Origin of the sequence: Cohnella faecalis (assembly GCF_003570905.1) — a bacterium.
GTDB classification, from domain to species: Bacteria; Bacillota; Bacilli; order Paenibacillales; family Paenibacillaceae; genus Cohnella; species Cohnella faecalis.
On record NZ_QXJM01000027.1, the window covers coordinates 280,876 to 300,631 of the forward strand.

20 protein-coding genes and 2 pseudogenes are annotated in these 19,756 nt (G+C 55.4%); 17 read left to right on the plus strand and 5 right to left on the minus strand.

Annotation, left to right across the window (positions count from 1 at the left end; translation table 11 throughout):
* The first annotated feature begins 66 nt into the window (after positions 1-66).
* The 7 genes and pseudogenes from D3H35_RS07170 (at position 67) to D3H35_RS07200 (ending at position 4,818) form a co-directional block, all read left to right on the plus strand.
* Positions 67-828 carry a hypothetical protein gene (locus D3H35_RS07170; protein WP_119148404.1) on the plus strand — a complete coding sequence of 254 codons (762 nt, stop codon included), beginning with the start codon at positions 67-69 and terminating at the stop codon, positions 826-828.
* 33 nt (positions 829-861) lie between these two features.
* Positions 862-1,976 (plus strand): annotated as a pseudogene (locus D3H35_RS07175) (aminopeptidase).
* Positions 1,977-2,061: 85 nt separating this feature from the next.
* Entirely contained in the window at positions 2,062-2,301 is a 240-nt protein-coding gene (locus tag D3H35_RS07180; RefSeq protein WP_119148405.1) for an HPr family phosphocarrier protein, read from the plus strand.
* A 153-nt stretch (positions 2,302-2,454) separates the two neighbouring features.
* On the plus strand, positions 2,455-2,748 hold the full coding sequence (locus D3H35_RS07185) for a YlaN family protein (RefSeq protein WP_119148406.1): 294 nt from the start codon (positions 2,455-2,457) through the stop codon (positions 2,746-2,748).
* A 116-nt stretch (positions 2,749-2,864) separates the two neighbouring features.
* Complete coding sequence (locus D3H35_RS07190; RefSeq protein ID WP_119148407.1) at positions 2,865-3,236, plus strand: GntR family transcriptional regulator; 372 nt, start codon at positions 2,865-2,867, stop codon at positions 3,234-3,236.
* A complete protein-coding gene (locus tag D3H35_RS07195; protein ID WP_119148408.1) occupies positions 3,233-4,135 on the plus strand; it encodes an ABC transporter ATP-binding protein in 903 nt (300 codons plus the stop codon). The genes D3H35_RS07190 and D3H35_RS07195 overlap by 4 nt, the downstream gene beginning before the upstream one ends.
* Positions 4,132-4,818 carry a hypothetical protein gene (locus tag D3H35_RS07200; RefSeq protein WP_119148409.1) on the plus strand — a complete coding sequence of 229 codons (687 nt, stop codon included), beginning with the start codon at positions 4,132-4,134 and terminating at the stop codon, positions 4,816-4,818. The genes D3H35_RS07195 and D3H35_RS07200 overlap by 4 nt, the downstream gene beginning before the upstream one ends.
* A gap of 74 nt (positions 4,819-4,892) precedes the next feature.
* Here D3H35_RS07200 and cax read toward each other — a convergent pair whose 3' ends face one another.
* Entirely contained in the window at positions 4,893-5,951 is a 1,059-nt protein-coding gene (cax, locus tag D3H35_RS07205; RefSeq protein WP_119148410.1) for a calcium/proton exchanger, read from the minus strand.
* Positions 5,952-6,117: 166 nt separating this feature from the next.
* Between cax and D3H35_RS07210 the strand changes: the two genes are divergently transcribed.
* On the plus strand, positions 6,118-6,498 hold the full coding sequence (locus D3H35_RS07210; protein WP_119148411.1) for an Asp23/Gls24 family envelope stress response protein: 381 nt from the start codon (positions 6,118-6,120) through the stop codon (positions 6,496-6,498).
* A gap of 185 nt (positions 6,499-6,683) precedes the next feature.
* On the opposite strand, the gene D3H35_RS34055 is transcribed toward D3H35_RS07210, so the two are convergent.
* From D3H35_RS34055 to D3H35_RS07220, 3 genes and pseudogenes are all read right to left on the minus strand, one after another.
* Positions 6,684-7,202 (minus strand): FtsW/RodA/SpoVE family cell cycle protein, encoded by a 519-nt coding sequence (locus D3H35_RS34055; protein ID WP_325050021.1) that lies wholly within the window; start codon positions 7,200-7,202, stop codon positions 6,684-6,686.
* Entirely contained in the window at positions 7,124-7,897 is a 774-nt protein-coding gene (locus D3H35_RS34060) for an FtsW/RodA/SpoVE family cell cycle protein (protein ID WP_325050022.1), read from the minus strand. Before D3H35_RS34060 ends, D3H35_RS34055 begins: the two co-directional genes overlap by 79 nt.
* A 19-nt stretch (positions 7,898-7,916) precedes the next feature.
* Positions 7,917-8,260 (minus strand): annotated as a pseudogene (locus D3H35_RS07220) (YugN family protein).
* A gap of 211 nt (positions 8,261-8,471) precedes the next feature.
* Here D3H35_RS07220 and D3H35_RS07225 point away from each other — a divergent pair.
* The 9 genes from D3H35_RS07225 to D3H35_RS07265 all read left to right on the plus strand — a co-directional run bounded on the left by D3H35_RS07225 (position 8,472) and on the right by D3H35_RS07265 (position 17,387).
* Positions 8,472-9,647 carry a M20 metallopeptidase family protein gene (locus tag D3H35_RS07225; protein ID WP_119148412.1) on the plus strand — a complete coding sequence of 392 codons (1,176 nt, stop codon included), beginning with the start codon at positions 8,472-8,474 and terminating at the stop codon, positions 9,645-9,647.
* Between the two features lie 86 nt (positions 9,648-9,733).
* The gene (locus tag D3H35_RS07230; protein ID WP_119148413.1) at positions 9,734-10,171 is read left to right on the plus strand and encodes a CBS domain-containing protein; all 438 of its coding nucleotides are present in this window, start codon (positions 9,734-9,736) and stop codon (positions 10,169-10,171) included.
* Between the two features lie 119 nt (positions 10,172-10,290).
* Positions 10,291-11,982, plus strand: a complete 1,692-nt coding sequence (locus tag D3H35_RS07235; RefSeq protein ID WP_199728488.1) for a DNA repair helicase XPB — start codon at positions 10,291-10,293, stop codon at positions 11,980-11,982.
* A gap of 15 nt (positions 11,983-11,997) precedes the next feature.
* The gene (locus tag D3H35_RS07240; protein ID WP_119148415.1) at positions 11,998-13,995 is read left to right on the plus strand and encodes a helicase-associated domain-containing protein; all 1,998 of its coding nucleotides are present in this window, start codon (positions 11,998-12,000) and stop codon (positions 13,993-13,995) included.
* A gap of 85 nt (positions 13,996-14,080) precedes the next feature.
* Positions 14,081-14,563, plus strand: coding sequence for a YlbF/YmcA family competence regulator (locus D3H35_RS07245; RefSeq protein WP_233567804.1), 483 nt, complete (start codon positions 14,081-14,083; stop codon positions 14,561-14,563).
* A 57-nt stretch (positions 14,564-14,620) separates the two neighbouring features.
* A complete protein-coding gene (locus D3H35_RS07250; RefSeq protein ID WP_119148537.1) occupies positions 14,621-14,884 on the plus strand; it encodes a YlbG family protein in 264 nt (87 codons plus the stop codon).
* Positions 14,885-15,085: 201 nt separating this feature from the next.
* Positions 15,086-15,523 carry a hypothetical protein gene (locus D3H35_RS07255; protein ID WP_119148416.1) on the plus strand — a complete coding sequence of 146 codons (438 nt, stop codon included), beginning with the start codon at positions 15,086-15,088 and terminating at the stop codon, positions 15,521-15,523.
* A 120-nt stretch (positions 15,524-15,643) separates the two neighbouring features.
* Positions 15,644-16,546: a LysR family transcriptional regulator gene (locus D3H35_RS07260; protein WP_119148417.1), complete on the plus strand. Its 903-nt coding sequence runs from the start codon at positions 15,644-15,646 to the stop codon at positions 16,544-16,546.
* Positions 16,539-17,387 (plus strand): PHP domain-containing protein, encoded by an 849-nt coding sequence (locus D3H35_RS07265; protein ID WP_119148418.1) that lies wholly within the window; start codon positions 16,539-16,541, stop codon positions 17,385-17,387. Before D3H35_RS07260 ends, D3H35_RS07265 begins: the two co-directional genes overlap by 8 nt.
* A gap of 498 nt (positions 17,388-17,885) precedes the next feature.
* Here D3H35_RS07265 and D3H35_RS07270 read toward each other — a convergent pair whose 3' ends face one another.
* Positions 17,886-19,622: an Rqc2 family fibronectin-binding protein gene (locus D3H35_RS07270; protein WP_119148419.1), complete on the minus strand. Its 1,737-nt coding sequence runs from the start codon at positions 19,620-19,622 to the stop codon at positions 17,886-17,888.
* Positions 19,623-19,756 lie beyond the last annotated feature (134 nt).

Genomic DNA, 19,756 nt, shown 5'->3' on the forward strand with positions numbered 1-19,756 from the left:
CGGATGAACGGGAATAAACGAAAAGATAGGGGAGACGATACGAAACAAGGAAGGCGGTGGTGCACTGTGGGATTTCAAGCGGTTATTCGCCAAGCGGCCTGGCTTGCGTTGTGCGGCGCCGGTCTGTCCGGCTGTCTTGGAGCTAAGACGGAATTGCCTGCCGATCAGGCGTTCGCAAGATCCGCTTCCGCTTTGTCCGGAACCGATCATTACGGGTTTACGGGAGAAGTGGCCGTCGTCGGCGTCTCCGGCTTCGTGGCCGGACGTTCGACTTACAAAGGAGAAGTGTCGGACCATGGATTGTTGAACATCAAGTGGAATGGGGCCGGAGCTTCGCAGGGCGAGCTGACGACGGCGAATACGGAAAAAGAAGGCTCGGCGTCCTTGCACCCGTTTCAGCTGCTGAAGGCGCTGGAGAACGGTACGGCGACGATTTCCTATGACGAGGCTGCAGCGTCCCCCGCTGCGGTCGTTTTTCGAATACGGCTTACGGACGAGAGTGCAAGGCAACGAATGGCCGACGGCTTGAAAGCGGAGATGGCCCAATTGCGCGACTCCTTGAACGAATCGAAGCTTGGCGGAGCCCGCAAAGCGGAAGCGGAAGCCGTCCTGCGGGACGCCGACAAGACGCTCGCCGCCGCCCTGTCCACGCTTAGCGCCGAGACCGAGTGCGTATGGACGGCAGACCGGAGAACCTGGTTTCCGAGCAGGCTGAAGGAAGAGACGAAGCTAAGCTACACCTGGCAGGGGAAGCCGCGTGAAGAAAGAAGAGTGTCGGAGACGAATTTCCTCCGAAACCCCCAGAGTGATACAATAGGGAAGGACTAAGGAGTTAACGAAATCCGAAGGAGAATGGCGCCAATGAGAGATCCGCGAATTCAACGATTGGCTGCAAATTTGGTGGGCTATTCCATCGATGCGCAGCCCGGCGAGAATGTATTGATCGAGATGATCGGCTCCGAGAGGGAGCTGTTGAAATGCTGTATCGAAGAAGTGGCGAAACGCGGAGCGCGGCCCTTCGTCGAAATTACGGACAAAACCGTCGAACGCGCGCTCGTCAACAACGCAACTCCCGAGCAGATGGAGACGTGGGCTTCTTATGATCTTGAACGGATGAAGAGCATGCACGCTTACATCGGCATTCGGGCGGGCGAGAATGTCAACGAGCTGTCCGACGCTTCGCCCGACAAGTATAAGCTGTACGACAAGCTGTACCGGCATCCCGTACATATGGAGCAGCGGGTCAAGAAGACGAAGTGGGTCGTTCTGCGCTATCCGAATTCGTCCATGGCCCAGCTTGCAAACATGAGCACGGAAGCGTTCGAGGATTTTTACTTCGACGTCTGCAACCTCGATTATGCGAAGATGGACAAGGCGATGGATCCTCTTCAAGCTTTGATGGAACGTACCGACAAAGTCCGGATCGTCTCCCCGGGGACGGATCTTACATTTTCCATCAAAGGGATCGGCGCGCAAAAATGTTCGGGAGAACGGAACATTCCGGACGGCGAAGTGTATTCCTGCCCCGTTCGCAATTCCGTGAACGGCACGCTGGCTTACAATACGCCGAGCGTCTATAACGGCTTTACCTACGAGAATATTAAATTCACGTTCGAGAACGGCAAAATCGTCGAAGCGACGGCGAACGATACAGAGCGGATTAACGCGCTGTTGGACAGCGACGAAGGAGCCGTTATATCGGCGAATTCAGCCTGGGCTTTAATCCGTTTATTTTGCATCCGATGAAAGACACGCTGTTCGACGAGAAAATAGCCGGCAGCCTGCATTTCACTCCGGGTCAGGCTTACGAGGTGACGGACAACGGCAACCGTTCGTCGATCCACTGGGATCTCGTTCTTATTCAACGCCCCGAGTATGGCGGGGGGGAAGTGTATTTCGACGACGTGCTCATTCGCAAAGACGGCCTGTTCGTCCTGAAGGAGCTCAAAGGGCTAAATCCCGACGCGTTGAAATAAAAAATTGTTTCCCCTTGCACGTCTTCCGTCTGACAAGGTATGATGGAGGGGAAAAACATACACCCTATCTTTTGGAGGGATTTCCATGTCCAACAACGCGGCAATTGTGGAACTGTCCCAAACCGCCAACAAGTTCCGTTCTTCAATCGTTCTCCAGGCGGAAAACAAGTACATCGACGTAAAAAGCATTCTCGGACTGTTCACTACGCTTGTGGGCGGGCTTTCCTACGAGCTTCACGTACATGGACCGGATGCCGAAGAAGCCAAAAAAGAATTGGCGGCTGTCTTCTCCAAACACAACTTGAACGTAGCGGTTGTGGACTGATTTAGCATCATCCCCGACGTCCCGTCCTTTTCGGCGGGGCGTTTTGCGTTATTTTAGCCGCTTCCTGCGCCGCCGACCTTGTACTTCTTCGCGTTTTCGTCTAATATAAAAGGGATAACGATCAATGGGAGCAAGGGCACAGGGGGAGTGGCAATGGCTTCATCGGATACGATCGAACACCTGAACCAGAAGGCGATCCGTCTTCTTCAGGAAGATGCCGACAAAATCGAGAAACTGATCGCCATCCAGATGGAAAACCTGGCGACCCGCAAATGCCCGCTTTACGAAGAAGTGCTGGACACGCAAATGTACGGCTTCTCGCGTGCGGTCGATTTCGCGGTACGGGCTGGTTTGATGGAGGAAGGCGCCGGCAAGCAACTGATCAGCCAGTTGGAACGCAATCTGGCGTTGTTATACGAAGCGATGGAACGCAACAGTAAAGAGTAGTTTCCTTAGGGAAACCGCTCTTTTTTTTGCCCATTTTTAGAAATGCACTTTGACAAAAGATGAAAAAGGATATATGGTTAGTTACAAGAGTAATTAACCAATGTGGTGGTGAACAAATGAGCGAGCTTATCGACGACAGCCGTCCGATTTTCATGCAAATCGCCGAACGGATCGAGAACGACATCATCGACGGAACGTTGTCGGAAGAGGCGCAAGTGCCTTCCACGAACCAATTTGCTTCTTTCTATCAGATTAATCCGGCGACTGCCGCGAAGGGGGTCAATTTGTTGGTGGATCAGGGTGTGCTGTATAAAAAGCGCGGCATCGGAATGTTCGTTGCGTCCGGGACGAGAGAGCTGCTAATAGAAAAGCGGAAAACGCAGTTTTACGAGCAATACGTCGTGTCTATGATTCGCGAAGCGGAAAAGCTGGGAATTACAAGAGAGCAGCTGACATGGATGATCCAGAAAGGGGACGAGACGCAATGAGCTACGTGGTCGAGGCGAAACGGCTTACGAAGTCGTTCGGGAAGGTGAAGGCCGTCAACGAGGTCAGCTTCGCTTTGGAAGAAGGCAAAATATACGGCTTGCTTGGCCGAAACGGAGCGGGAAAAACGACAATCATGCACATGATCGCGGCCCAGCAGTTTTTGACAAGCGGGGAAATCTCGGTGTTCGGCGAACGGCCGTACGAGAACGATCGCGTGCTGGAAAGAGTATGCTTCATCAAGGAAAGCCAGAAATATCCGGACCATTATCGGGTTGATGACGTGCTGAAATTCGCGGAGTCTCGATTCAAAGGCTGGGACAGGGAGTTTGCGTCGCGGCTGTTGGACGATTTTCGGCTGCCGCTCGACCGCAAGATGAAGAAGCTTTCCCGCGGGATGCTCTCCTCCGTAGGCATAATCGTCGGCCTTGCAAGCCGCGCGCCGCTCACGATTTTCGACGAGCCGTATATCGGCTTGGACGCAGTCGCCAGATCGTTGTTCTACGACCGTCTTCTTGAGGATTATGCGGAATTCCCGCGGACTATCGTGCTGTCTACGCATCTGATCGATGAAGTAAGCCGTCTTCTCGAGCACATTCTGTTAATAGACGGAGGACGCCTGCTGCTGGACGAAGACGCAGAGCGATTGCGCGGCCAGGCATATAAGGTTGTCGGACCTGCGGCAAAAGTAGCGGAGTTTTCAATCGGGAAAGAAAAGATCGGAAGCGAAAATATGGGCGGAATCGCATCTGCGACGTTTTATAGCGGGCTTGAGACGAAGGAGAGAAGGCGGGCGGAAGCGCTCGGCCTCGAAATAACGCCCGTCACGCTGCAGCAGTTGATCGTGCACCTGACGAGCGGCGGCTCAAAAACGCCGATGAACGAGGAGGCGGCACTATGAACCGGACGGCGAGTATCATTCGGATGCATACGAATGATCGATTTTTTTGGCTCTACTTGCCTTTGATTATTTTAGGATCGAGCTTTTTCATCAATTTAATCATTAGCGCGTTGATCGACGAAGAAGGCGGATTGTACACGGGCGGGCTGGCTTCGATTTATGTTTACACGGGCATTATTTCGATGATCACGGTTAGTCAGACGTTTCCGTTCGCGCTCGGCTTCAGCGTTACAAGAAAAGATTACTTCTTTGGCACGGCAGCAACGGCCGTTCTGGTCAGCGTAATAACGGGAGCTATTCTCTATCTGCTCAGCACGCTGGAGAACGCGACATCCGGCTGGGGCGTCAAGCTTCACTACTTCCATTTGCCGTATTTCTCGGACGGGCCGATTTACGAGCAGCTCAGCGTCAGTTTTCTCAATATGCTCCATTTGTATTTTCTGGGCTTTGTCTTAGCCAGTCTATTTCGCCGCTTCGGACGGAAGGGAATATCGATTTTCTTCCTGCTGCTCTTGGTTGTCGGAACTACGCTTGGGTACGCGGTCGTCTATCTGGAATGGTATAAGCCGATTGGCGATTGGCTCTCCGATCAAACGGCGCTTGGCTTATCTGCATGGCTTATTCCGTTGATCCTCCTATACGGAGCGGCCTCTTATCGAATGCTTCGCAATTCGACGGTATAGTCGTAACGAAAATCGGCCCGGCATCCTCTGATGAAGAGGGCCGGGCCGGTTGGTTTCGCTGCGGGCCTCCTTCGTTAGACGAAGAAGAAGGCGACGCCGAGTATGGCGTAAACGATGAGCAGCAGCTTGCCTTCATACCAGGTTGTGGAGCCGTCCCTGGATATCGAGGTGGCGATTAGCGCCGCAACCCCGATGGCCGCAAGCTCGACCGTCGTGAAGATCAGGTTCATATGGTCTTTGAAAAACATGCTTACGAAGACAAGAACAGGCGCTACGAAGAGGGCGATCTGCAAGCTGCTTCCGACAGCGATTTCGACGGCCGCGCCCATTTTGTTTTTCCGGGCGAGCATGATGGCGGCGCTGTGCTCGGCCGCGTTGCCGACGATCGCTACGACGAACGCACCGATGAACAGCTCGGACAACCCGAATTTGGTTGTGAACGTATCGAGCGTATGGACAAGCCATTCGCTGACGAAGCCGACCATAACAGTAGCGAGGACGAGGTACAGAATCGCTTTTCCTTTGGACCATGCCGGTTCTTCGCCGTGAGCGGGCTGCGTTTCCTCTTGATCCTCCAGCATATCCTTGTGGGTGATCATGGAGTAAATGAGCCAGCCGACGTAGGCCAGAATAAGAGCGCCGGAAACGATGAGGCTTAACATCAGCGTATCTTTCTCCGGGATATGCTCCGTCTTGACGAATATAGCCGGGATGAACAAGGCGATAACCGCGAGCAGCATGAGCGAAGCGTTCTGGCCGGCCAAATGGATGTTGAATTTTTGCTCTTTGAATTTCAGACCGCCCGCTAACGCGCTGGCTCCGAGCACGAGCAGCAAGTTTCCGATGATAGAACCGGTGAGGCTCGCTTTGACGATGTCGAACATGCCTTCTTTAATTAGGAAGAAAGCGATGATCAGTTCGGCCGCGTTGCCGAACGTCGCGTTCAGGAAGCCGCCGAGCCGCTGTCCCGCGTAGTGGGCGACCGCTTCCGTCGCTTTGCCCAGAAATCCGGCTACGAACACGATCGCGATCGCGGAAATGACGAATTCCGTAATCGGGCCCCAATGCATATAGTGGGACAAGCCGCTTAGGATGAAGGTTGCGATTAACAGGGGAAAAAACAATTTTTTCAACGTTCGATGCACCTCGATAGAGTTGGGATAAGGGTTAGCTGCCAATCATTACTATACCCAAATGTACCCATGAAGTAAATGATGGTTCTATTGGATTCGGTTGCTTATGGCGGGGCGTTCCAGTACAATGGAAGCATCACAGTTTTCTTTCGGGAGAGTGAGCCGTATGACGGAACAACTGCAGCAAGGACTCATTCGAATATCCGATGACGTCGTCGCGACCATCGCAGGTCTAGCTGCGCTCGAGACGTCGGGAGTAGCCGCCATGTCGGGCGGCATTTCCGAGGGCTTGGCCAAGCGTCTGAGCGGACGCAACGCCCAGAAGGGCGTCTCCGTCGAGGTTGGACAGCTCGAAGCCGCCATCGATTTGAGAATCGTCGTGCAATACGGCATTCCGATCCAAGAGGTCGGACGCCGTCTTCAAGAGAACGTCCGGGACAACGTCGAGAATATGACGGGCCTTCGCGTCGTCGAAGTTAACGTCAAGATCGAAGGCGTCGCCTTTAAGGAAGAAGAGACGGAAGAAGCGGCAAATCGGGTGAAATAATCCAAAAACGGCCATGCAGGCGTTAAGCTTGCGTGGCCGTTTTTTTTGCGCGTACGTAGCGGGACGAGATCGGCTGAGCGCCGCACAAAGGGAATCCGTCCCACACATTCGCCGAAATCCTCGTGATAGCGCCGCACAAAAAAACGGCTGTCAGGAATAATTCTCCCAACAACCGTCTCAATTGTTTATGCTCTTGTGTGCGCTCGTGCGTGTGTTTTCGTATGCACCGTCTTGCGATCCTTGTCCCGATCGACTCGATTGTACTCCCGCGATATGCTCAGCAGGACGCCGATCGCCATCAATGTCATGAGCAGGGACGAGCCTCCATAGCTGACGAAGGGAAGAGTAACCCCCGTAAGAGGAATAGCTCCGCTTACACCGCCCATGTTCACAAGTGCTTGAATGCCGAGAAGCGACACGATTCCGACTCCGACAAGAGTTCCGTATATGTCGGGACAGCGCAAGGAGACAACCAGCGCCCGCCAAAGGAATAGCATGTAGAAGAGCAGGAAGACGGTCGTTCCGAGAAATCCGAGCTCTTCCCCGATAACGGCGAAAATAAAATCGTTGTACGCATAAGGCAAATAAAACAGCTTCTGAACGCTATGGCCCAGACCCGCGCCCGTCAACCCGCCGTGTCCGAACGCTTCGAGCGAACGGGACAGGTGGTAGCCTGTTCCTTGGGAATCGGCCAGCGGATCCATGAACGCCGTAAACCGCGCCAGACGATAGCCGCCGTTCGCATCCGGTTCATGAGCAAATAGAGGCTCGTTCCAAGCAACGCTATTCCGATCAGAACGCCGGCGGACAGAAAGACATGCTTCAAGTTCGATCCGCCGGCCAAAATGATGGACGAGGCGCAAAGCACGAGAATGGCGCACGACCCGACATCGGGCTGCAGCATGATCAGGAAGGCGATAAACCCTACGACGATCATGACAGGCAGCAGCCCGCGCCTGAATTCCCGGAACTTTTCATCCTTCTTGGCAATGATGGCGGCCAAATAGAGAATGATCGCCAGCTTCGCGAATTCGGTAGGCTGAACGCCAAAGCTGCCGATTCCGAGCCAGCTTCGGGCGCCGTTCGTTTTTTCGGCGACGATCAGTACGATGAACAGCAGCGCGATCGTCATGAGCATGTAAGGCTTGTACAGTTTTTTGTAGGCGGTGTAAGGGATATTCATAAGAAAAAGCATTATAAAAGAACCCAACCCTGCCCATATCAACTGGCGCTTCGTAAAATACAATGCATCGAACCCGTACTTCTTCTCCACGACAGACATGCTCGAGCTTGCGCTGAACACCATGACGATGCCGAAGCCTACGAGAAGAAGCGTTAAAATGAGCAGTAAAAAATCAGGGGCGCCTCTTTGCCCCTGTTGCGGGGCCGGGGTCTTCATCTCCGATCCCCCCGGCTCATCAAGCGAGCAGCTTCTTCAATGCCTGGACCCGCTCGGTAGCCGCGTTCAAAATCGGTTGCGGGATTGGAGTGGAATAGTCGAGACCGTGCGGAACGTAGCCCTTCCGATATAGACCGCTTCTACCTCCAATACAGTGTCCGGATCTTCGAGCTTGCCTTCGACCGCGCGAGTGTTCACGCGAAGGAAGTAGTCTTGGCCGCTTTGGCGGTCCTGCAGCTTCAAATCATATGTAGCGCGGCGATATTCCCACTGCCAACGCACGAACCCAAGCTTGTCGCCGGACTCGTCTAGATGGGCCAAGTCGCTGCGCAGTCCATTCAATCCCGTGTTTTCAAGAATCATGATGGTTCCTCCTTCGAAAGGTCGAAAAAAAGCCTTCGTTTCACCCTCCATCATAGACGGTTTAATATCGTTCTGCAAGCCTGCCCGAGCTCTCAAGTTCGAACGTTCGTTGACAATATTTCACGGAAAGGAGACTGGGCGACGGTTACGGACGGTGTTTGTTTCTGATACAATAGTTAAAATACGATTTTACGGACGAGGAGGCGCTGCCATGGCATTGCACGAGAACACGATTGCGTCGCTCTACGGCGACATGGTGAAGTGGCGCCGGCATCTGCATAAAAATCCGGAGCTGTCGTTCATGGAGCACGAAACTTCCCGCATGATTGCGGATTTGCTTGAGTCGTGGGGGCTTGAAGTGAAGCGCGGAGTAGCCGGAACGGGAGTAACCGCCCTCTTGAGGGGAGGTCTTCCGGGAAGGAGCATCGCGCTTAGGGCTGATATCGACGCTTTGCCGATTCAGGACGAGAAGGAATGCGAATATTCTTCGACCGTTCCCGGCGTCATGCATGCGTGCGGACACGATGCCCATACGTCCGAGCTTCTAGCGGTTGCGAAGTATTACAGCATGCACCGGGAAGAGACGGAAGGGAGTCGCCTATTTCTGTTTCAGCCTGGCGAGGAAGTGCTTCCCGGCGGAGCTGTCGCGATGATCGAGGCCGGCGCGTTGGACGAGGCGGACGCGGTTTACGGCATCCATCTATGGTCGCCGACTCCGTATGGCATGGCAGTGACCCGCTCGGGTCCGTTCATGGCGGCTCCGGACGAATTCGAGATCGAGATCGTCGGCCGAGGGGGACATGCCGGTCTTCCGCATCAATGCGCGGACGCCCTGCTGGCTGGAGCCGCGCTGGTGACTGCGCTGCAGACGATTGTCTCGCGAAGCGTAAATCCTTTGGATGCGGCCGTCGTATCCGTAGGCAGGCTGTCGGCGGGTACCGCGAACAATATTATTGCGGAGAGATGCCGGCTTAGCGGAACGATTCGCTCGTTCACCGAAGAGGTGAGGGCCCAGGTACGCTCGCGGCTCGAAGCGATCGTCAAGCATACGTGCGAGCTTCACGGCACGCAGTACACGCTCCAGTTTATCGAAGGCTATCCTCCGGTCGTTAACGACGATAAAGAAACGGAACGTTTTTTCCGGGTGGCGGTTCCGTTGCTTGGCGAGGCGAATGCGGTTCGCTGCGAACGGATCATGGCAGGCGAGGACTTTTCCTATTATTTGCGCCGCAAACCGGGCTGCTTCTTTTTCGTGGGAGCGGGCTTCGAGGACGGATCGAGCGCGCCTCATCACCATCCGCGCTTCGATGTCGACGAGAGGGCGATGCTGATCGCGGCAAGGCTGCTTATCGCCGTAGCGGACGATTCGGCCCGATCGGATCAATAAGCGGGAATCGTTCATTTTTCGAATGATAATCCTTTCTTTTGGCTACGATACGATTGAAGTGGCAAAAGGAGGTCGAAAATTCAACGATGAGAAAAATCGCCGACATTATGTCTTCCGACTGCGTGACGGTAACGCCGCAGGACAACATTTACGAAGCGGCCGTTCTGATGAGGGATCACGATATCGGGTTCGTTCCCGTCGTGGAAGGCAATAAGCTCCTCGGCGTCATTACCGACCGCGATCTCGTCATTCGAGGTTATGCAGGCAAGCATTCGGGCTCGACCTCGGTCATGGACGTACTGACGGAAGGCGCGAGAACGATATCCCCCAACGTGTCCGTGGACGAGGCGGTATCGATCATGGCATCGGAGCAAATCCGCCGATTGCCTGTCGTCGAGAACGGCGAGCTAAAGGGCGTCGTGTCGATCGGTGATATGGCGGTTCGGGAAATTTTCGTGAACGAGGCGGGGCAGGCGCTCAGCGGAATATCCGAGCACGAGCACGGACAATCGATTACGCATTAACTGACGAAAAGATTCGTCTTTCGGCTTCGGCCGAAGGCGAATCTTTTTTTCATGGAATCGAAAGCGGCGGAACTGGACATCATGGGGGAAAAGAAACGCGTGCAGGGAGGTTATCGATTGTGGGCGTACCGCCGCCTCTGCTTATTCAATCCGACGGAACGATTTTGCTTGACGAGAGACATCCCCGTTACGAAGAGACAAGAGAGACGCTGCGCCAGCTGGCCGAGCTGCAGAAAAGGCCGGGACCACTGCATACGTACAGGCTCACTCCCGTTACGCTATGGAACGCCGCCGCGGCCGGCTGGACGGCCGATCGAGCGGTCAGCGAGCTTGCGGAAAGCGCCCGGTACGGTCTGCCCGGAGAGCTGGAGAAGGAGATTCGCACTCAACTGGGCCGATACGGATTGCTGCGGCTTGACAGAGAAGACAATAACCTCGTATTGCGGTCGAATTCGGAGCAGTTGCTGCGAGAAATCGCGGATTGGCCGGACATTGCGGCATGGGTTTCGAAGACGAACGAATCGTCTGGCTTAACGTTGAAGGCGGAAGCGCGAGGCTTCGTAAAAAGGGAGCTGGCGGCGCGGGGATATCCGGTATTGGACGAGGCCGGTTTCCGGTCGGGGGAAGCGCTCTCCCTTTCCATGCGCTCATTACAGACCGATAACGGGCGCCCCGTTCGGCTAAGAGACTACCAGTCCGCCGCCGTGGATGCTTTTCTCGGTCAATCGGCGCAAGGCGGCGGCAGCGGTGTCGTCGTTCTTCCATGCGGAGCGGGGAAAACATGGGTAGGCATGGAGACGCTCGTTCGTCTGCAGTGCGAGACTCTTATATTGACCCCTAACGCGGTGTCCGTTACGCAATGGATCAGGGAGCTGCGAGCCAATACGTCGCTGTCCGAGAATGAAATCGGTGAGTATACCGGCACCGCCAAGCAAGTGCGTCCGGTAACGGTTGCCACTTACCAAGTGCTGACGCACCGACGTTCCAAAGACGCGCCTTATCCTCACTGGAAGCTGTTCGTCGATCGCGACTGGGGACTGATCATATACGACGAGGTGCACTTGCTCCCGGCTCCCGTCTTCCGGATGACGGCGGATATCCAGGCGACGCGAAGGCTTGGCCTCACAGCGACTCTCGTCCGGGAGGACGGGCGCGAGGAAGATGTTTTTGCGCTGATCGGTCCCAAAAAATACGATGTGCCGTGGAAGCAGCTGGAAGCCCAAAAGTGGATTGCGGAAGCGACCTGTACGGAAATTCGCGTGCCGATGGGAGATCGGACGATTGATCGCTATCGGAGCGCGACCGTTAGGGCTCGCCATCGAATTGCAGGAGAAAATCCGGTCAAAACGAAAGTCGTCCGCCGTCTTCTCAGCCGACACGAAGGCATACCTACGCTTGTTATCGGACAGTATCTCGATCAGCTGCACGGGCTGTCGCGCGAGCTAGCGCTTCCTCTCGTCACCGGAGAGATGCCCCATAAGGAACGCAGAATGGTTTTCGATCGCTTCAATCGCGGCGAAATTGGGGTGCTGCTCGTCTCCAAAGTAGCCAATTTCGCCGTCGATCTTCCCGATGCCGCCGTCGCCATTCAATTATCGGGCAGCTTTGGCTCCCGTCAGGAAGAAGCGCAGCGGCTTGGCCGCATTTTGCGGCCGAAGAAGGACGGTTCGAACGCTACGTTCTATTCGCTGGTGAGCGAAGGGACGGACGAAGTGGACTTTGCCCGAAACCGGGGGCGGTTCTTGATAGAGCAAGGATACACTTATTCGATCGATCGCGAGCAATTGGAAGCTCGGGCAGAGGATGAATAGAAAGGAGGACGAGCCTTGGACGTCAAGCCATCGGTAGAACGGCTTCCGGAATCGATTCGCAAGCTGATCGCATCGAGTGCGATTGTCCGAGACCGGCTGAAATCTGGCGAGCGGCTGGATGAAATCTTATCCTCGCGACGATGGGCCGCAGCATGGCTGAGCGAGGAGCGAGACCGAGCGGAAGAACCTGCCGTCGAGACGCTTCGTCTCCTGCTGAGAACGTATGCAGCCGAGCCTTTCGAGAGAGAAAATCTCGAGCGTACGGCTGCCTTGCACGATAGAACGTCGCTGTCCGGAGCGGAAATTCGTGTTGGAACGGCAAAGCTTCGCCGCTCGGGCGTCTTATTCGCCGTTCGCAAAATCGGAGGGGAGCAGCTGCTGTACTTGCCGACCGACATGTACCCGCTGTGGGAGCGGCTGCTCTTCCGGCCGACAAGCGAGCCTCTTGAGCGGGATGAAGCGGCTCTCGTCGTTCCTGCGGATGCTCCGTTCCGACTGCCTCTCTCCCTGGAACTGCTTACCTGCTGGTCAATCATAGGAAGCCGCGGCTTAAGCCTTACGTCAAAAGGAGTTCCCGGCAAGCCGTCGGCAGCGCGCGTCGAAGCCGGACTGCGGCTTTCCTCGGAAGAGCTTGTCCGGTTCGGATTTTCGTATCCGGGAAGCGATCAGCTCGCTCCTCAGGTTGCTCTCGCTCTCGATATCGGTTTTTGCCTAGGGACGCTTGAGCGGGAGAACGAATCCATCCGCATTGACAAAGAAGGAATGGATGCCTGGTTATCGCGCCAGGCAATCGAAGCGGATACGGCGCTTCATCGCCTAGCGGTAAACCGGTATGCATCCGCGCATCGTGAGCTCCACCTTGCAGCATCCATTATCGCTTCGTTACAGCCATTCGGCTGGCATACGGAAGAAGCTTTCATTGCAGCGGGCTGCGATGGCGAAGCGTTGGATAGCTGGTTGGGCTTGCTTGCCTCCTTCGGCTGGCTTCAGCGAGGATCGCTGGCCGATCGCGCGGCGTTCAGATGGAGCCGTGAGCTCGATTTCTTGAAGGAGCCTTGCTGCGAAACGAATAGGGCTGCGATGGCTGGAGAAGAAGGCTGTCCGTCCTACATTTACGTGCAGCCTGACGCGGAAATTATCGTTCCTCCGGAAACTGGCTTGGCCGACAGATGGCGGCTGGAGAAGCTGGCGGATCGCGTATCCGCCGATACGTTGTTCGTCTACCGGATCACTCCATCCTCCTGCAAGCGGGCAAGCTCGGCGGGCTATACCGCCGAATCGGTTGCCGAGTTTCTTGAATCGCGCTCGGGAACGCCTCTCCCGCAGCCGGTGAGCGATCTTTTGCGGGATTGCTTCGGCTCCCTTGGCCAAGTATGGTTTCAGGACGTTACGCTGCTGCGCGCTGCCGACGATCGGGCAGCCGATTTGCTGGAGAGAGACGCTGCTCTTTCCGGAATAATCGTCGAAAAAATCGGCAGCCGGGATTACATCGTTCGAAGCGAAGACGTGAAAGCAGCGATAAGAATGCTGGAGAAGCTGGGACTTCCGCCGTCGGAAGGGGGAGCGGCAGAACGTGCGGCAAAAAAGGAGAAGAGCGGCGCTTCGGCATCAAAAGACGTCCGTTCGGAAGGATGGATTTATTGCCGCCATGTCCTTTCCTTTTACGAGCCCGATCGATTCTTCCCCAAGCCCGAAGAGCTGTTTCCCGGAATGAGGGACATTCCGTCGGTCTGGATCGGGGAATCAAGAACTTACCATAGCTCCACATGCCGGCAAATGATTCGCCAGGCGATCGATTGGGGGGCGTCCGTTCGCATCATCCGGGATGGAAAGCCCGCGGCGTTCGTGCCGCGCCTGCTGGAGTCGGGGGAAGACGATTGGCGGGTGCAAGGCTGGTGGAAAGCTTTCCCCGATTCGGAAGTTCTCCTCGATAAAGAAGCCGTTACGGTTTCTTCGGGCGATTTTTCCGAGCTGATGATCCTCATCCCGTCTCTCGATTCCGAGCGGCGATGACGCGAGATCGAAGTTGACCGTCTATCGCCCGTTTGTGGTATGATAGGAAAAGAATTTACATTCGCCATAAGGAGAGGTGGGCCCCGTGGCCGGTATAACGGAATCCCTCCCTGCGGCGACTGGCGTTACGGAGGAAGCGCCCGCGGATATGGCGGACCTTCTGTCCCGCGCCTACGAGCTGGGAGACATGATTAAGCAATCCGCTGTCGCGGCGGATTATGTTTATTGGAAAGAAGTTGCGGACAAGGACGAGCAAGTGCTTGCATTCAAGCGGCTGTTCGCCAAAGCCAAAGATAAGTTTGCGGAGTGCGAACGCTTCGGCCGGTTTCATCCGGATTACAACGAAGCGCTGGAGCAAGTATACGAGCTCCAAGCCCAGATGGATTTGCTCGAGCCCGTGCTAAGATTCAAGGCTGCGGAGGAAGCGTTGGACGAGCTGCTTCACGAAGTGTCGCTCTCGATCGCCAGAGCCGTATCCGATACGATCAAAGTGCCTGACAATAACCCGAATCCAAAAGGATGCGGTTCCGGCGGAAGCTGCTCGTGCGGCTCCGGCGGCTGCGGTTGATTCGGCCCCTTGCCTGGCGCGAAAGGGCAATATAGTGTGGAAATCGGAGGAAGCGTCATGTTTGCCGAACGGACAGGTTATATCGTGTGGGTCAGCGACATAAAGGCGGCAAGAGGGCTGGATAAATACGGTACGGTTCATTATATGTCCCGAAAGATGAATTACGCTGTGATGTATATGAACGCGGATGCGGCGGAGGAAGCGGTGCGCAATTTGCAGCGCCTTCCTTACGTGCGCAAGATCGAACGTTCCTACCGCAACGAGATCAAGACGGAATACGAGAAGAACGTACCCGATAAGACCCGCTTTTACAGCTTGTAGAAGCGGTGCCGACAAGTCGTCAAGGTCTCCTGAAGGAGACCTTTTTTGTATAGCAGAATGTCTATCCATTAGATGGAACAGTTGGTTCACTTTTAAATTTTTGTTGAATAGTCTCGAATAAGTGCGTTAAAATGTACGTAACTACCTAGCTGTAATTCCATATGTGGGTCTAAAGACCTAAAATTGGGGGAGGGATAGCCGGTGAAGGATAAACATACGGAACGTTGGAACACCTATGAGCCCTTTCATGTCGTACTCGGTGACAAACGGGTCGTCGATATCATCATTACCAACCATGCCCGTCAACGTTGGACCGATCGCGTGGAGAGCGAAAAAACCGGCTATTCCGATATCGCCCAGTATATGTGGGAATGCTTGAAGGAAGATCGCATCATCTCCTACTACAGGAACGAACAGGATGTATACACCATTGACGACGATCTCGTTTTCGTAGCCGAATTTTCCGTCTCGGAGAAGGACGTGGATCTTCTTGGCAACCCGTTGCATAAGATGATCGTCGTCACCTTTCTCGGACGCATGTCCGAGACGATGGAGCTCCGAGATTTGAAAACGTATTATTCATGGCTGAGGCATTCCAGGAGAATGACCCTTATCAAAAACAATCGCAAACGCCGTTGAAGGAATAGTCCGCCGCTTCGTTTCTCCCGAGGGAGAACGGGGCGGTTTTCGTTTTTCGGCTTCGGTCGGCGTCAAGTATGCTATAATTCGGTTACATAGACGTAAAAAGGCGGTAGAATGATGGCGCTTAACGTGCATCAACTGCACATTTTTTATACGGTCGCGGAGCGGGGTACGTTCTCGGCGGCAGCGCAGGCGCTGCACATGACGCAGCCCGCGGTAACGATGCAGGTACAGGCGTTGGAGGAAAGATTCGGAACCAAGCTATTGAACCGATCGACGAAAAAGCTGATGCTGACGGAAGCCGGCCATTGCTTGCTGCCGCAAGCGCGCAAGGCGGTAGAGCTAATGCGTGATACGGACACGCTTATGGCGAAGTTCGTGGAGGATTTGAAGGGGCGTCTGAAGTTCGGAGCCAGTCTGACGATCGGGGAGTACGTGCTTCCTCCGATGCTGGGCGCTTTTTTACGCCGGTATCCGGACGTATCCGTCAGCATGAAGGTTATGAATACGACCGACATTATCGATGCGATCGGGAGCCAAGGGCTGGACTTTGGCCTGATTGAAGCTCCATGCGACGAGCCGGGCTTTCATACGGAGCCGGTTATGAACGATGAGCTCGTTCTCGTCGCCTCGGCGGAGCACCCTTTTGCCGCGAGGGAGGAAGTGGAGCTTGCAGAGGTGATCGCGCAGCCGCTCGTTCTAAGGGAGCAAGGCTCGGGTACGCGGCAGGTGATGGAAGATGAGCTTCTGCGCCATGGAGTGCATGGGGACTCGCTTCGCGTCGTCAGCGATTTCGGCAGTACGGGAGCTATCAAGTCCGCGGTCGAAGCCGGGCTCGGCCTGTCCGTTCTGTCCGAATGGGCAATTAAGCGCGAGATCGAATTGGGTTATTTGAAAAAGGTGCGGATTCGCGGCGTCGAGTTCCGCAGGCAGTTTTTTGCCGTCCGGCTGAAATCGGCTTTGGCGTCGATGCCGGCTGCCGCGCTATTGCAGGAGATAAGGGGCGTGTCGCGTGAATAGAGCTGATTTGCATACGCATACGACCGCGTCGGACGGAAAGCAATCGCCGACCGACAACGTTAGGCTGGCCGCCGAAGCGGGATTGGCGGCCGTGGCCATTACCGATCATGATACGGTAGCTGGCATTTCTGAAGCGTTGGATGCAGGGGCACGATACGGAATCGTCGTCGTTCCCGGAGTGGAAATCAGTACGGCGGAGAATGGAACGGACATTCACATCCTCGGGTACGGAATTTCGTGGCGGGATCCTGATCTGCTAGGGAGGCTTGAGGAGCTTAGATCCGTACGCGGAAAGAGGAATGAGCGGATCGTGGCTCGGCTTAACGAGCTGGGAATGCCGATTACGATGGAGGAAGTTGCGGCAGAGGCGCAAGCTTCTCCGAGAGGGGACGGCTCCATCGGCCGGCCGCATATCGCGGATGTGCTTGTCCGGCGAGGATTTGCGGCAGATATGAGAGACGCGTTCGACCGCTACTTGGGAGAAGGCGGCGCCGCGCATATCGTTCCTCCGCGCATAGCGCCGGAGGAGGCGATCCGTTGGATTCACGAGGCGAGCGGCGTCGCTGTCGTAGCGCATCCCGGCTTGTACCGCAAAGACGATCTTGTCGAGCGGTTGCTAGAGTTCGGCGGAGCGGATGGGATTGAAGCGTTCCATTCGGATCACGACGAGGTTGCCGAGCATCGATATTCGCGAATGGCGGCCAAGGCGGGCAAGCTTGCGACCGGGGGATCGGACTTTCACGGGACGCGGCAAGGTGTCGTCTTCCACGGTCCTATCGGTTCGCGAACGGTCGATGCCTCTATTGTGCCGCGATTGCTGGGAGAACGCGCAAAAGGTTAGGCGGGAGTAGCATCCGCCTAACCTTTTTTTGTGATGAGAAACGTCACAACTCTAGCGTATGATGCGTTTCTGCGTGGAGATTGTGACGAGAAGCATCACAACACCGGCGTATGGTGCGTTTCTGCGTGGAGATTGTGACGAGAATCATCACAACTCCGGCGTATGGTGCGTCTCTGCGTGGAGATTGTGACGAGAAGCATCACAACTCCGGCGTATGGTGCGTTTCTGCGTGGAGATTGTGATGAGAAGCATCACAACTCCGGCGTATGGTGCGTTTCTGCGTGGAGATTGTGACGAGAAGCATCACAACTCCGGCATATGGTGCGTTTAGCGCGGGAATAGTGACGAGAAGCATCACAACACCGGCGTATGATGCGTTTCTGCGTGGAGATTGTGACGAGAAGCATCACAACTCCGGCGTATGGTGCATTCAAACGCGGAAGCCGTGACGAAAATCGCCACAACGCAGCTCGACTGCGCCATGGCGAAACAAAAATTCTATTTGACCGAGAAAGCGAGCTTCTGAATAGCCGCTTCGTCCGGCGTCACGAACAGCGTTTTCTGGTTGTCGTAAATGACGAAGCCCGGCTTGGCGCCATTCGGCTTGCGAACGTGGCGGATGCGGGTGTAGTCGACCGGAACGCCGCTCGATTCCCGAGCCTTGCTGTAATAGGCCGCCAGCATCGCCGCTTCCAGCAGAGTCGCCTCGCCGAACTCGCTGCTTCTGATGAGCACGTGGGAGCCGGGAATGTCCTTCGTATGCAGCCACGTATCGGAAGGCTGGCCGAGACGGTTCGTGACGTAATCGTTTTGCGTATTGTTTTTGCCCACATAGAGCGGAATGCCCTCGGATGACGTGTAACAGACGATCGTCGGGGTGCCCTTCTTCTTCTTTTTCATGCCGCGCTTAAGCCCTCTTGCCCGGATATATCCTTGCTCCGTAAGCTCCTCGCGAATTTCCTCGATGTCTCTCGGAGACGCCGCCTCCAGCCCTTGCAGGACGGAGCCGAGATAGACGATTTCCGCGCGCGCCGCCTCCATCTGTTCTTCGACGACGGCTTTGCTGTTCTTAAGCTTGTTGTATTTGCGAAAATAGCGCTGGGCGTTCTCGCTGGCCGACAACTGAGGATCGAGGCTAATCGAAATGACCGGCTGGGCTTCATCGTAATAATCGGTTACTTCGACCGTTTTGTCGCCGCGCTGAATCAGGTGCAAATGCGCGGTAAGCAGCTCGCCCAGATGGCGGAATCGGTCGGCGTCGTCCGCTTCGTTCATCGTTTCTTGCAGCTTGACGAGTTTTTTCTCGTTTTTGGCGGTTTCGTTCGCGAGAAAACGATGCAAGTCGAGCGTCCGCTGCCTGACGAGGTCTCGCTCCGCTTTGCCTTGGTAGAACGTCTCGATGCATTCGTGCATGGAGTCGAACGAGCGGGCTTCTCCGGCAGCGTGAGTCAAGGAGGTGGCGGAGAACAAAGCCTTCCCGTCGTCCGTCTCGACCGAGGTCGGCGCATAACGATGCTCCAGCGTCGCTTGCATCAATTCGATGAACGAATTCCACAGAGCACCGGCGCCTTGCCAGCCTCCGGCGCGAAACACGATTTCACGAGCGATGAGAGGGCTTATTCCGATATAGCTGTCGACCAAAGCTTGAGCAGCCGATTTCGGATCGGCAGGCGCATGCGTTTCCATCGTCTGCCGGAAGCCTTCCTCGGTTTCTTCCAACGGGTCGCGCTTGTCTTGAGAAGGAGGCGCGACGTAGGCGACTCCGGGCAGCACAACCCGATAGCTGCTAATGGCTGGCGTCACGTGACGGATGCCGTCGTGTACAACGCCGGTGCCCGGATCCATCAGAATCAGGTTGCTGTGCCGGCCCATGATTTCGAGCGTCAATCTTTTCAAGGAGTAATCCCCAAGCTCGTCGCGGTGGCGTACGTCGATTTCCACAACCCGTTCCAGCCCGATCTGACGAATGGCTTCGATAACTCCGCCTTCCATGTGCTTGCGAAGAAGCATGCAGAACATCGGAGGTTCCGAAGGATTGTCCCAAGGCTGCTGCGTGAAGTGCAGGCGGGGCATGGAGGGATGGGCGGACAGCAGCAACCGGCCTCCGAACCCTTGGCCCCGAATATGAAGGACGAGCTCGTGCTCGGTAGGTTGATAAATTTTGTGAATGCGCGCGCCGATGCAGGGCCGAAGCTCGTGCACAAGGGCGCGGGTAACGATTCCGTCGAGAGACATGGCTTTTTTCTCCTGGCATGCTTATTTCCGTGCCTACCTATGATGCCACAGTTGCCGTCAAAGGGAAAGTGCGGGCGTGATATTTCCCGGCTTGTCTGAATACATATAGGACGTAAAGGGCTGTCCGGTAAGAG

What these genes read in the sequence shown, in the direction of transcription:
- D3H35_RS07185 (WP_119148406.1), top strand. Translation starts at nt 2,455, where the DNA reads ATGGCTTCATCGGATACGATCGAACACCTGAACCAGAAGGCGATCCGT.
- D3H35_RS07195 (WP_119148408.1), top strand. Translation starts at nt 3,233, where the DNA reads ATGAGCTACGTGGTCGAGGCGAAACGGCTTACGAAGTCGTTCGGGAAG.
- D3H35_RS07260 (WP_119148417.1), top strand. Translation starts at nt 15,644, where the DNA reads ATGGCGCTTAACGTGCATCAACTGCACATTTTTTATACGGTCGCGGAG.
- D3H35_RS07200 (WP_119148409.1), top strand. Translation starts at nt 4,132, where the DNA reads ATGAACCGGACGGCGAGTATCATTCGGATGCATACGAATGATCGATTT.
- D3H35_RS07225 (WP_119148412.1), top strand. Translation starts at nt 8,472, where the DNA reads ATGGCATTGCACGAGAACACGATTGCGTCGCTCTACGGCGACATGGTG.
- D3H35_RS07230 (WP_119148413.1), top strand. Translation starts at nt 9,734, where the DNA reads ATGAGAAAAATCGCCGACATTATGTCTTCCGACTGCGTGACGGTAACG.
- D3H35_RS07180 (WP_119148405.1), top strand. Translation starts at nt 2,062, where the DNA reads ATGTCCAACAACGCGGCAATTGTGGAACTGTCCCAAACCGCCAACAAG.
- D3H35_RS07250 (WP_119148537.1), top strand. Translation starts at nt 14,621, where the DNA reads ATGTTTGCCGAACGGACAGGTTATATCGTGTGGGTCAGCGACATAAAG.
- D3H35_RS07210 (WP_119148411.1), top strand. Translation starts at nt 6,118, where the DNA reads ATGACGGAACAACTGCAGCAAGGACTCATTCGAATATCCGATGACGTC.
- D3H35_RS34055 (WP_325050021.1), bottom strand. Translation starts at nt 7,202, where the DNA reads ATGGATCCGCTGGCCGATTCCCAAGGAACAGGCTACCACCTGTCCCGT.
- D3H35_RS07270 (WP_119148419.1), bottom strand. Translation starts at nt 19,622, where the DNA reads ATGTCTCTCGACGGAATCGTTACCCGCGCCCTTGTGCACGAGCTTCGG.
- D3H35_RS07190 (WP_119148407.1), top strand. Translation starts at nt 2,865, where the DNA reads ATGAGCGAGCTTATCGACGACAGCCGTCCGATTTTCATGCAAATCGCC.
- D3H35_RS34060 (WP_325050022.1), bottom strand. Translation starts at nt 7,897, where the DNA reads ATGAAGACCCCGGCCCCGCAACAGGGGCAAAGAGGCGCCCCTGATTTT.